Origin of the sequence: Kitasatospora sp. NPDC088861, from assembly GCF_044750105.1 — a bacterium.
Classification (GTDB): domain Bacteria; phylum Actinomycetota; class Actinomycetes; order Streptomycetales; family Streptomycetaceae; genus Kitasatospora.
The window spans coordinates 472,085-484,486 of sequence record NZ_JBIVJF010000001.1; the positions used below are offsets into that span (position 1 = coordinate 472,085).

At 69.0% G+C, this 12,402-nt stretch carries 10 protein-coding genes; 6 read left to right on the forward strand and 4 right to left on the reverse strand.

Features of this window, described 5'->3' with window-relative positions; genetic code table 11:
- Window positions 1-4 precede the first annotated feature (4 nt).
- Entirely contained in the window at window positions 5-706 is a 702-nt protein-coding gene (locus ACIP37_RS02045; protein WP_400327174.1) for an ABC transporter ATP-binding protein, read from the reverse strand.
- Between the two features lie 510 nt (window positions 707-1,216).
- Here ACIP37_RS02045 and lanKC point away from each other — a divergent pair.
- The 5 genes from lanKC (at window position 1,217) to ACIP37_RS02070 (ending at window position 7,964) form a co-directional block, all read left to right on the forward strand.
- The gene (gene lanKC, locus ACIP37_RS02050; RefSeq protein WP_400804119.1) at window positions 1,217-3,787 is read left to right on the forward strand and encodes a class III lanthionine synthetase LanKC; all 2,571 of its coding nucleotides are present in this window, start codon (window positions 1,217-1,219) and stop codon (window positions 3,785-3,787) included.
- A 148-nt stretch (window positions 3,788-3,935) separates the two neighbouring features.
- On the forward strand, window positions 3,936-4,052 hold the full coding sequence (locus ACIP37_RS02055; protein ID WP_363619462.1) for a SapB/AmfS family lanthipeptide: 117 nt from the start codon (window positions 3,936-3,938) through the stop codon (window positions 4,050-4,052).
- Between the two features lie 75 nt (window positions 4,053-4,127).
- Window positions 4,128-4,244, forward strand: a complete 117-nt coding sequence (locus ACIP37_RS02060) for a SapB/AmfS family lanthipeptide (RefSeq protein ID WP_363619461.1) — start codon at window positions 4,128-4,130, stop codon at window positions 4,242-4,244.
- Between the two features lie 148 nt (window positions 4,245-4,392).
- Window positions 4,393-6,186, forward strand: a complete 1,794-nt coding sequence (locus tag ACIP37_RS02065) for an ABC transporter ATP-binding protein (RefSeq protein WP_400804124.1) — start codon at window positions 4,393-4,395, stop codon at window positions 6,184-6,186.
- Window positions 6,183-7,964, forward strand: coding sequence for an ABC transporter ATP-binding protein (locus ACIP37_RS02070; protein ID WP_400327181.1), 1,782 nt, complete (start codon window positions 6,183-6,185; stop codon window positions 7,962-7,964). The genes ACIP37_RS02065 and ACIP37_RS02070 overlap by 4 nt, the downstream gene beginning before the upstream one ends.
- Here the strand turns inward: ACIP37_RS02070 and ACIP37_RS02075 are convergent.
- The 3 genes from ACIP37_RS02075 to ACIP37_RS02085 form a co-directional block, all read right to left on the reverse strand.
- Window positions 7,959-8,585 (reverse strand): response regulator, encoded by a 627-nt coding sequence (locus ACIP37_RS02075; protein ID WP_400804128.1) that lies wholly within the window; start codon window positions 8,583-8,585, stop codon window positions 7,959-7,961. The genes ACIP37_RS02070 and ACIP37_RS02075 overlap by 6 nt on opposite strands.
- Window positions 8,586-9,074: 489 nt before the next feature.
- Window positions 9,075-10,100, reverse strand: a complete 1,026-nt coding sequence (locus tag ACIP37_RS02080; RefSeq protein WP_400804130.1) for a hypothetical protein — start codon at window positions 10,098-10,100, stop codon at window positions 9,075-9,077.
- 106 nt (window positions 10,101-10,206) lie between these two features.
- Window positions 10,207-11,034 (reverse strand): hypothetical protein, encoded by an 828-nt coding sequence (locus tag ACIP37_RS02085; protein ID WP_400804132.1) that lies wholly within the window; start codon window positions 11,032-11,034, stop codon window positions 10,207-10,209.
- Between the two features lie 253 nt (window positions 11,035-11,287).
- On the opposite strand from ACIP37_RS02085, the gene ACIP37_RS02090 reads away from it, so the two are divergent.
- Window positions 11,288-12,349 carry a phosphotransferase gene (locus ACIP37_RS02090; RefSeq protein ID WP_400843151.1) on the forward strand — a complete coding sequence of 354 codons (1,062 nt, stop codon included), beginning with the start codon at window positions 11,288-11,290 and terminating at the stop codon, window positions 12,347-12,349.
- Window positions 12,350-12,402: the final 53 nt, after the last annotated feature.

Sequence of the window (12,402 nt, forward strand, 5' to 3'; positions counted from 1 at the left end):
CCGTTCAGCGCCTTCCCAGGTGGGTCATCCGGTCCGCGACCTGCTCGGGCGAGGGGCTGGCGAGTGCCTCGACGAAGGAGCCGTCCGCCAGGAAGAACACCTGGTCCGCGTGGGAGGCGGCGACCGGGTCGTGCGTCACCATGATCACGGTCTGCCCCAGTCCGTCGACGACGTGCCGCAGCAGCCGCAGGACCTCCGTACCGGTGGTGCTGTCCAGGGCGCCCGTGGGCTCGTCCGCGAAGACGACCTCGGGTCGCGTCACCAGGGCCCGGGCGATCGCCACCCGCTGCTGCTGACCGCCCGACAGCTGGGTGGGCAGGTGCCGCACCCGGTCGGCGAGGCCGGTCCGGTCGAGGATCTCCCCCAGCCAGGCCCGGTCCGCCCGGCGCCGGGCCAGTCGCAGCGGCAGCGTGACGTTCTGCTCGACCGTCAGGGAGGGCAGGAGGTTGAAGGACTGGAAGACGAAGCCGATCCGCTGCCGGCGCAGGACGGTCAGCTCGGTGTCGCCGAGCGCCCCCAGCTCCACGCCGGCCAGCCGGACCTGACCGGAGGTCGGACGGTCGAGCCCGGCGGCGCAGTGCAGGAACGTGCTCTTCCCGGACCCCGAGGGCCCCATCACCGCGGTGAACCCGCCCCGCCGGAACTCCATCGACACCTCGCGCAGGGCGTGCACGGCCCCCGCCCCGCGCCCGTACACCTTGCTCACCCCGTCGAGCCGCACCGCCAGGTCCGGCTCCGAAGCGGAATGGGCCTGTTCCGGATCGCTGGAATCCGCAGTCCGAGAGAAAACGGGAATCCCCTCCTCGATGTGGCGCCCTGCCCTCATTTACCGCAAGCTTAGCCAAATCCACACCGCCCGCCTGGACCTCCGACAGCTTCCGGACAGCGGTCGGGCGGCACCCCCGAATGCTCCTTCCCAGGTCAAACGGCCACCAGGCCTTCTGGCGGCCCGTCCGGGAGGGTCCGGAAGTGGACAATCCATGGACACATCCATGCGAATCGCATGGGGCATTTCATGGAGTACCTCGTAGCCAAAAGGCCGCCCGGATGCCAGGATCGTACTTGTTCGAAATAATCAAACGCGAACCTCCGGAATTCGGCAAAGATAGCTTCTGTCCGGTTTTCCGGACTTCCGACGATTCGGCCAGTCATTGCTTTGGAGCACTTCGGAGAAGTCACGGGGGTAGTGATGTCCCAGCATTACGATGTGTACTGTATGGCTGATCCGACATTCTTCGACTCGCCCACCGAGTTGAAGGAGGAGGGCCTGGATTTCGCCTTGTCCGACCGGGCGGTGCCCGAGGGCTGGAGCCGGATCCGGAACGGTGACTGGGTGATATACCGCCCCGAGGGCGGCAGGCCGCTGCCCCGGCAGGGCTGGAAGATCCACACGTCCGGCCGAGCGGAGAACGCCGACAGGATTCTCGACGAGGTCTGGGACCACTGCATGAGCGAGCGCATCGCGTTCAAGCACCTGTCCGGCCGCCACATCCTGCACACCCGGAACATGAAGTACGCGCACCGAGGCTCCAGCGGCAAGCTCGTCACCATCTACCCTCGGGACGAGGCCCAACTGAAGGCCGTGCTGGAGGCGCTCGACCTCCGCATCGGGGGCGAGACCGGGCCCTACATCCTGAGTGACCTGCGGTGGAACGCCGGCCCACTGTACGTGCGCTACGGCGGCTTCGCCGAGCGGCACATGGTCTCCGAGCAGGGCCTGCTCATCCAGGCCATCGAGGCGCCCGACGGAACGCTGGTGCCCGACCGGCGCGATCCGGCCTTCCACGTTCCGCCGTGGGTGACGCTTCCGGACTTCCTGGCTCCCCAACTGAGGGCCCGGCAGCAGGAGTCGGTCGAGGGCCTGCCCTACCGGATCCAGAAGGTGCTGCACTTCTCGAACGGCGGCGGCCTCTACGTCGGCGAGGACGAACGGACCGGGCAGCAGATCGTGCTCAAGGAGGCCCGGGCCCACGCCGGTCTGACCAGCGACGGGGCGGACGCGGTCGCCCGGCTCCAACGCGAGCGGGACGTTCTCGAACGGCTCGCCGGACTGAGCGTAGTGCCCAAGGCCATCGACTACTTCGTGGTCGGCGACCACCATTTCCTGGTCGAGGAATTCCTGGACGGTCAGCCGCTCAACAAGTTCTTCGGCCAGCGCTACCCATACAACAAGTCCAGGCCGGACAAGGCGGAAATCGCCGAGTACACGGACTGGGCCCTCGGGATCTGTCGCGCCATCGAGGAGGCGGTCGACGCGCTGCACGGGCGCGGAGTGGTCTTCGGCGACCTGCATCCGTTCAACGTCATGGTCCGGCCCGATGGCCGCGTCGCGCTGATCGACTACGAGGTCGCGGCCGGGGTGGAGGCCGAGACCAAACCGGCGCTCGGCAACCCCGCCTACGCGGCACCGCGCGACCGGACCGGGTTCGACATCGACCGGTACGCCTTGGGCTGCATCCGGCTCGCGATGTTCCTGCCCCTGACCGCCCTGCTCCGCCAGGACATCGGCAAGGCCAGGCACCTGGCGGAGGAGATCGCCGCCCGGTTCCCGGTGCCACAGGACTTCCTCGACGCCGCGGTGCGGGACATCCTCGGCCCGACCCGTACCGACGCCACCGGCTCCGGCGCTGGCTCCGGCTCCGGACTGGCCACGGCGCCTTTGCCGACGCCACGTCAGGACGGCTGGGCAAGCACCCGCGACTCGCTGGCGGGCGCCATCCTGGCCAGCGCCACCCCGGACCGTGACGACCGGCTCTTCCCCGGCGACATCGAGCAGTTCAAGACGGGCGGACTCAACCTCGCCCACGGCGCCGCCGGAGTGCTGTACGCGCTGGACGTGACCGGAGCCGGCCGTTTCCCGGAACACGAGCAGTGGTTGCTGGACCGCGCCCTGCGCAGGGACCAGCGCGCCCGGTTGGGTTTCTACGACGGCCTGCACGGCGTGGCCCACGTCCTCGATCGTCTCGGCCACCGGAGCGAGGCATTGAAGGTGATCGAGCTCTGCCTCGCCGAGGCCTGGGAAGGCCTGGGGACCGACCTCCTGAGCGGTCTCTCCGGTCTCGCGCTCAACTTCGTGCACCTCGCCGACGTCACCGGGGAATCCTCGCTGCGCGACGCCGCCTTCCGGGCCGCCGACCTGGTGTCGGGGCAGCTCGGCGGAGCGGACGACGTGCCCGTGACCAGCGGCGGATGCCATCCGTATGCGGGGCTGATGCGCGGCTCCGCCGGACCCGCCCTGATGTTCGTCCGGCTGTACGAACAGACCCGCGACGAGACCTTCCTGGATCTGGCCGCCACCGCACTGAGGCAGGACCTGCGCCGCTGCCTGGTCCGCGCGGACGGCGCCCTGCACGTCAACGAGGGATGGCGCTCGATGCCCTACCTCGCGACCGGCAGCGCGGGTCTCGCGATGGTTCTGGAGCTCTACCTGGCGCACCGCGAGGACGAGCAGTTCCGCACCGCCACCGCCGGTGTGCGGATCTCCTCGCAGTCCGAGCACTACGTCCTGTCCGGCCTCTTCAACGGCAGGGCCGGCATCCTGCAGCACCTCGCTTCGACGTCACGGCACCCACGGCCGGCGGACGACCCCGACGTGGCTGTGCAGATCAGGGCCCTCTCCTGGCACGCTCTCTCCTACCAGGGCCACCTCGCCTACCCCGGCGAGCAGCTGCTCCGACTGTCGATGGACCTCGCCACCGGCTCCGCGGGGGTGCTGCTCGCCCTCGGCTCGGCCCTGGGCGAAAGCCCGGTCCACCTGCCGTTCCTCGGCCGCACCGGCTCCGCCTGAACCGGCACGGACCGCCGGCCGCAGCGGCCCTCCCGGCCGGGCGACGCCCTCCACCGGGCCTCGTGACCGCGCCACCCCACAAACTTCCCTTCCGACCCCGGAAGGGTGCCCACAAGGGCGAGACCGCATCCACCTGAAAGGAACGACCATGGCACTGCTCGACCTGCAGACGATGGAACTCCCCACCGAGGCGGAGGAGATGACCCCGATGGGCAGCGGTCAGAGCACCGACTGCTCGAACTCCAGCTGGCTGTTCTGCAACTGACGCCGACCGGTTCGGTTCCGTCGCAGCACCCGGCACAGCACTGACCACCCGCACGACAACCCGAAAGGAACGACCATGGCACTGCTCGACCTGCAGACGATGGAACTCCCCACCGAGGCGGAGGAGATGACCCCGATGGGCAGCGGTCAGAGCTCCGACTGCTCGAACTCCAGCTGGCTGTTCTGTAACTGACGCCAGCCGACCCGCTAGTCGGTGAGGCCACCCCGTCCTGGGCGGGCACCTGCCCGGGGCCGGGTGGCCTGCGCCTTGCGTCCTCCGCACGGTCGACGCACGGCCGAAGATTCAGCAGTCCACCGCGACGACCTGGACGGGCAGAGCGATGACCGACCCCCTGGAAACGGGCGACCGTGCCGGCCCCCGATTCAGCCGTGCCGCTGACCGGCTGCTGCTGCGCACGGTTCGGCAAGCCGGCGGCTGGGCCGTCCTCCTGGTGCTCTCGGCGCTCGGGAGCGTGGTGGCCCAGGTGCTCCTCCCCGCCCTGGTCGGTGCCGCGGTGGACAGCGCGATGGCCGGCCGCACCGCGGACGGGCGGATCACCACCTGTTCCTTCGCGATCGCCCTGTTCATCGTCTGCGAGGTGCTGGCCGACCTCGCGGCGGGCCGGAGCTCCGCCACTGCCACGGCCTGGCTGCGCCGCGCCCAACTCGCCCACCTGCTGACCCTGGGCGGGCGGGCCACCGCCCGTTTCAGCCCCGGCGACCTCACCACCCGACTGATCGGCGGCGCTGCGGACGCGGGTGCCGTGGGGGAGGCCGCCGTGTGGGCGGCGCTGTCCGCCATCCCGACGCTCACCAGCGTCGTCGCGCTCTGGCTGATCGACCCGCGGCTGGCTGCGACCTTCCTCGTCGGCATGCCCGCACTGTTCCTCTTCCTGCGGTCGTACGCGCAGGACATGTCGGCCCTGATCGCCCGCTACCAGCGGGTCCAAGGGGCCATCGCCGCGGGCTTCGTCGAGGCCTTGGGCGGAATGCGGACCATCGCCGCGGCGGGGACCGCGGACCAGGAGGCGGAACGGGTCCTGCGTCCGCTCCCCGAACTGAGCAGCGTCGGACACGGGTTCTGGCGGGCACAGACCAAGGTGGCGGCGCAAAGCGCTCTCCTGGTGCCGCTGTTGGAGGTCGCTGTGCTCTCGGTCGCCGGGTTCGGCCTGGCGGCGGGCCGCGTCACGCCCGGTGAGATGCTGGCCGCCGCCCGCTACGCCGCCCTGGGCGCGGGAGTCGGCATGACCGCGATGCTCCTCGGCAGGATCGCCCGCTCCAGGGCCGCTGCCGGACGGATCGAGGAGGTCATGGCGGAGCCCGCCATGGCGTACGGGACCAGGGAGCTGCCGGCCGGCACCGGGCGTCTGGAACTCCGCGACGTCACCGTGCGGGTCGCGCGGGAGACGCTGTTCGAAAGCGTCAACCTGACGGTGCCCGGCGGGACTTCACTCGCCCTTGTGGGCCGCTCCGGCGCGGGCAAGTCCGTTCTCGCCTCCGTTGCCGGACGATTGACGGACCCACAGGACGGCACGGTGCTGCTGGACGGGGTGCCGTTGCCGGATCTGTCGCACGACGGGCTCCGCGGCGCGATCGCGTACGCCTTCGAGCGCCCGGCCTTGTTGGGCGGGACCGTCGGGGAGGCCATCGCGCTCGGCGATGCGGCGGAGGCGGACCGGCCGCGAATCGCCCGGGCCGCTGCGGCCGCTTGCATCGACGCGTTCGTCCAGCGGCTGCCGGAGGGCTACCGCACCGACGTCCGGAAGGTGCCGATGTCCGGGGGCGAGATCCAACGCATCGGCCTGGCCCGGGCGTTCGCACACCTGGGCAAGGTCCTGATCCTCGACGACGCGACCTCCAGCCTCGACACCGTCACCGAGTTCCGGATCAGTGCTGCTCTCACCACCGGGTCTGGCAGCCGTACGCGCCTGGTCGTGGCCCACCGGGCCTCCACCGCCGCCCGGTGCGATCTGGTGGCGTGGCTGGACGACGGCGGCATCCGGCAGGTCGGCCCGCACAGCGAGCTCTGGGGCCTGCCCGAGTACCGGGCCGTGTTCCAACCCGAGCCGTCGCCCGGCAGGGGCGGCGCGGAGCACACCGCAGCGCGTCCCCGACAGGCCGAGGTGACCGCATGAGCAGCGTGAGCGGATCGCCGGCCGACCGGCCCGTCCCGCTACGGACCGAGCTGATCGCCCCGCTTCGCCGTCAGCCCCGCGTGGTCGGGCAACTAGCGCTGTGGTCGATGGTGGAGGCAGTGCCCGGGTTCGCCGCCGGCCGGCTGGTGGCGGCCTCGGTCGACTCCGGCTTCGGCGCCGGCCGGCCGATGGCCGGGATGGCCTACCTGGCGCTGCTCGGGGCCGCGGTCTTCCTCGGCGCATGGGCGACCCGCCAGGTGTACCCGCGATTGGCGGCCCTGGTGGAACCCCTCCGGGACGAGCTGGTGCGGCGGGTGGTGACCGGCGGGCTGCACACGGTCGAAGCACTTCCGGGGCGTCCCGACACATCGGGAGTTGCCCGGCTGACGCACCAGGTGGAGATCGTCCGCGAGGCGTACGCCGGGATCACCATGGTCGTCCGCAGGTTCGTCTTCACGGTGGGCGGCGCACTGCTGGGCATGTGCTTCCTGGAGCCCGTGGTCCTGGCCGTGGTCCTACCGCCGCTGGTCGCCGCAGCAGGACTGCTGGCGCTGATGCTGCGCCGGACGACCGACGGCCAGCGCGAACTGCTCCTCGCGGACGAACACCTCGCCGCGATGGCCGGCACCGTCATCGCCGGACTGCGCGACGTGACCGCCGCCGGCGCCGAGCGGTGGACGGGCGACCGGCTGGAGGCGGCCGTCCGGCGGCAGGCCGACGCAGCGCAGCGGATCGCCCGGCTGACGGCGAACCGGACCATGGTGCTGGCCGTCGGCGGCTGGCTACCGCTGGTCCTTCTGCTGTCCAGCGCGTCCTGGCTGACCGGGCAAGGGGTGACGGCCGGGGCCCTCCTCGGCTCGGTCACCTACATCATGCAGGGACTCCAACCCGCGCTGCAGACCCTCGTCCAGGGCCTGGGCGGGAGCGGTGTCCGACTGGCCGTCACCCTGCGCCGCATCCTGGAATCCACTCCGGCCGTGCAGGCCCCTGCGGCCGGGGCCGTGGAAGGCCCCCACCAGCCGGCAGGCCCGCGCGGCGGGACCGGCCTCGGGCGCGGCGTGGAGCTGAACCAGGTCACCTTCGCCTACGGCCCCGGTGCCGAACCGGTGGTGCGCGACCTCGACCTCGTCATCGAAGCCGGGGACCACCTGGTCGTGGTCGGCCCCAGCGGGATCGGGAAGTCGACCTTCGCCGGCCTGATCGCCGGACTCCTCCGGCCCACGAGCGGCGAGGTGCGATTCGACGGCCGCCCGCTGCCCGACCTCGCAGCCGCGCTGGTCCACCGCCGCGTCCTGATCCCGCAGGAGGCCTACGTCTTCTCCGGTACCTTGGCCGAGAACCTGACCTACCTCAACCCCGCCGCGAGCTCGGACGAGTGGGAGGTGGCCGTAGCCGCCATCGGTCTGGAACGGCTGGTCGAGCGGCTCGGCGGCTATCGGGCCACCGTCCCGGCGGATGCGCTCTCGGCCGGCGAGCGCCAGCAGATCGCCCTGGCCCGCGCCTACCTGTCGCCTGCCGAACTCGTCATCCTGGACGAGGCGACGTGCCATCTCGACCCGGTCTCGGAGGCTCGGGCAGAGGAGGCGTTCATCCGGCGTCCGGGGACCCTGGTGATCATCGCTCACCGGATGAGCTCGGCCCTGCGGGCCCGTCGAGTCCTCGTGATGGACGGGACGGACGCCACCGTGGGAAACCACGAGGAACTGCTGGCGCGCTCGGGGCTCTACCGCGACCTCGCCGGCCACTGGCAGCGACCCGCCGGGGCCGGGGCCCTATGAGGGGCGAGGGCCGGCGGAGAGCCAGCCCATCTCCTCGGCGATCCGAATGGCGTCCACCCGGCTGCGTCCCCCGGCCTTGGTCACCGCGGCGGCCAGGTGGTTGCGGGCGGTTCCCGCCGAAATGAACAGTCGGGCGGCGATCTCCGTCACGGAGGCACCTTCCGCAGCCAGGCGCAGGGTGTCCAACTCCCTGGGCGTCAGCGGGTTCTCGCGCGCCCCCAGAGCGGCGAGGGCCAGCTCCGGGTCGATGGCGCGCTCGCCGGCGGCCACCTTCCTGATCGCCGCGGCCAGTTCCTGGGCCGGGGCGTCCTTGCCGAGGAACCCGAGCACGTGAACGGACATCGCACTGCGCAGATGCGCGGGTCTCGCCAGCCCGGTCAGGATGAGCGTCCCGCACGTCGGGAGCTTGTCGTGCAACTCGGCCGCGGCCCGGAGCCCGTCCAGACCGGGCATGTCGATGTCGAGCACCGCCACGTCCGGCCGGACCCGCAGCGCCGTCGGCACCACCAGGTCACCGCGTTCGACGTCCGCGACGACCTCCAGATCGTCCTCGTACGCGAGGAGTGCCATCAGCGCGCTGCGCACCATGGTCATGTCCTCGGCTAACAGAACCCTGATCATCTGCGTCCTCCCCTGGCAGGCAACCGCCGCCCGCGCGGCTCCATGAGACAACAGGGCTGCGGGCAGCCCGTATCCGATTGATCCACCATGCGTTACCGCGAGCGACGGAAACAACAGTGCGAACCCGATCGAACTACGGCCACCCCTCCGCGAACACGGATCCGGCACGGCGGACCCGAAGTGGTCCGGACAACAGAAGAGCCGCAGGTCAGATGACCTGCGGCTCTCGGTATGGAGCGGGCGACGAGAATCGAACTCGCGCTCTAAGCTTGGGAATCTTTGGGCCTTCGACCCAAAAGCTGCCCCTGACCTGCACTGATGCTCACGCACTCAACCCTTCAGACGCCCGGCGCAGACCCCTGCCGACCGCCGTTTACCACCGGTTCTGGCACGCATCTGGCACGCACCGGAGCGCCTCAGCTGACCCAGATGCCCTTCGGTGAGACTCTGCGTGCGAGGCGCCAGTCGGCGTCGCTGATGGGGCTCGACTTACGAGCTGCCAATCCTCGCTGTCACGGTCTCGAAGAGCGGCTTCCCTACCGCAGGAACTACGAGGGCAGCCGGAACCGCGGCTAAGGCGAAGTTGTACGGCGTTGGAACTCCAAGCCATCCAGCCCCCCAGGCGGCACCAGCAAAGACAGCAATTCCTACTGCATACCGTAGAGCGGCCTTCAGCTCGCTACGGTCGCGTACAGGGTCAAGACCGTTGAGTTTTCGCTGAGGCAGGAGCTTGCCGAGTCTGCCAGCGACGTAATTTTCGGCAATCTCAGCCAGGAGCCCCATGACCTCCCTCGATGCCTCATAGGTGTCACTGTCGAGCCGGGCCTCGGCCTTTCTGAGCCGCGCAACGACGAGCCGGGCATGCCGCTTGAGCTCTGCGCGCCGATGCGAGTAAAAGCCGATGGTTCCGCGTGTTCGATGACCACTTAGAATCGCCTTCTCACATTCTCGGAGTAGCTTCGAGAGCTCACGGATGCTGTCAGCTGGATCCAGCTGCGTCGATGCCCGTTCAGCCTTGACGATCGCCTGGGCGATCATCCGAGGCAGATAATACCGGCGACTGAATCTCGTCGTTCGCGTCCCGAATCGGTAGCTCGCTAATGCGTGCACAGGTCCCGCAACGCTGGAGACCAAAAACAGCCAGCCCCATGCGACCCCTAGCGTATCGACGAGGCCCCTAGCCTCGGCGCTCAGAGGAGCCGGATGGAACCTCTGAAAGACCATTGCGACAATGACAAGAAAAGGCATTGGGGCGATCACAAAGAAAATGCCGGGCAGCATTAGCAGGCTACTATAAGCCCCCGCATAGTTGACGGCATAGTATTGCCTCCATAGCGCATAGCGCACGCTTCGGGAAATGCGACTATTTATTCCAGACCGCTCGACCGCCTCGACAAGGTCGACGACGACCTTCGATACTTCCTGCCGCGTCTCAAGTGTTGTCTTCCTACGGACGCTAGCGTCGATTGCTCGCGGCAATTTACGTGCATCGAGATACCTAGTCCACCTCAGCATCCGCCAGTGCCTCCCCGGTCGGCCCGTCGCCCCAGAATGCCCATATCTTGATGCCCGTGCGGCTGCCAGCCCAAAGCATCTTCTGCCTGCCTCACGCGATAGATCTTCACTCCTGAGCTGGACCGAGCTTTCCTGGCTCCACGACAGTATCGTTGCGGGGATGCCCAGGCCGATAACGCCTACCTCTTGCACCTGGTTCGCCCTTGGCGAGCTTGTTGCTGGCGCTGAGCACCTGAGTGATTATCTGTCGCCGAACTTCGCCCTTTGCTTCGGGCTCCAAATCCTCTGCGAGGCGCTCCGCAGTCAGGTAGTAGCCAGTCAAAACTGGCTGCTCGAAGTACCTGTTGAGCTGGCTGAGAGTCTGTCCGTACATGCGGAGGTACGTGCGGTTGAGGAAAGCCGCCAGTGATGCTCCTACCAGGGCAATTGCACTCATGAAGATCTTCACGTCGCCACCCTTGAGATACACGCCGCCTGCCACGCAGCCAGCCACCACAAGCAGCCCCAACCACATCGCCCGCTGAGACGATCGGAAGGACATGTCAGCCTGATCAGTAGCGATTCGGTGATACTGATCGATCTGCTCCCGATTAAGCTCCAATAGGGTCGCTAGAGGTGTGACTTGCTTGAGGTCGGCAAGCTGTTGTTCAGCGAGTACACGCTCAGCAGCCCTGGCTTCCTCCGCTGCTAGGAGCTGGGCCCTCTCCCTACGAACACGCGTCCACAGGTAGGCGCACAGGGCACCCGCCACCAAAGTGAACGCGGTGCCGATGACGATCCATAGCCACAGCGGCGGCTTCCACGCGCCGGCCTCGGACGGTCCTCCCTTGGTGCTGCCAGCGCCAAGGGACAACAGTGCTACCGCAGCGACGACTACGAGAGGCCACGCCGATGTATTCGACCGTCGCGGGCCCTCTCGGTAGTAGCTCTGCACCCGCACACGTGTATCCACGGCGCCTCCCCGTAACGGACCAGCCACTCATCGCGACTTCGTAGCGTAGCCATGCAGATCGCCCGTGTCGGCAGAATCGGTGGCACGGGCCTGGTCGCGGCCGGGCTACCTCGCGAAGACCACCGGCACCACTCAGCACCGGTTCACGATCCTCTCCGCCCTGACCGCCCGAGGTCGGCTGGGATACCTCTCGAACCGACCGCATCGGCGCCCCTGCTCCGCTAGCCTGCTTGGGGTGACGGGCACGACTTTCGACGACCCAAGTGGCGCTCGGTACAGCAAGATCGCAGAGGATCTGGCGGTTCTCGGCGAGGCCTTCGGGCTGGGCGAGGTTCGGGAGTGCCGCTTCCTGTCGGACGGGTTGATGAACGGGAACTGGCGGCTGGATACGGCCGAGGGCTCGTTCGCGTTGAAGCGGATCATGGATGCGCCGCTGTCACTGGCTCGCCGGAACCTGGCTGTGCTGGCGGAGCTGGCCAACGACGGTCGGCCGGTGGGCAGGGCACGGCTCTCCGCAGCCGGGAGCGCGGTGGTCGAGGCCGCCGACCGCGGGTACTGCCTGATCCCGTGGATGGAGGGTAGCCATCTGCCAGGTACGGCTCTCTCGATCGAACAGGCCGCTGATCTCGGCGTTCTGCTTGGTCGGATCCACCAGAGCTTGAACGGTGAGCGGATGGTCGGTCTACTGCCGCCCGGACCGGAGCAGGTAACCGCCCGGGTCACCACGCCGGCTGCGGCCCGCGAGGAGGCGGATCGCTTCCTCGCGTTGATCGCAGGCTTGGAGAGCCGGACGACGTCCGACACCGAGGCAGCCTCGGCGTTGGCTGAGCGCAAGGTGCTGCTGGAGAAGTACGGGAACGAGCGCCCGGCCAGCGAGGTAGCGGTCGGCCCGGTGGGGTGGACGCACGGTGACGTCCAGCACCGGAACGTGCTGTGGCGGCACGGCAAGATCGCTGGAGTGATCGACTGGGACCGGATCCGGGTCCGGCCGTTCGGCGAGGAGGTCGCCCGCACCGCCACGGTGCAGTTCGGCGGTGAGGACGGCTTCCTCGACCTGGAGCGGACCTCCGCGTTCGTGGCCGGCTACCGGTCGGTGGTGCAGCTCCCGGTGCCGGCCCTGGCGGACGCGGTGGAGCGGCTGTGGTGGAAGCGAATGTCGGACTACTGGCAGCTGGTCTTCCACTACGACCGCGACGACCACTCCTGCGACCACCTGTTCCTGCCCGCCGAACGCTTCCTGGCCTGGTGGACCGAGCGGCGCGAGGACGTGCAGGAGGCGTTCGCGGCTACGCCGTGACACCGTGCAGAACCGGCCGCGGGAGCACCTTTCCGGGCGAAAAGCTCCAGGTC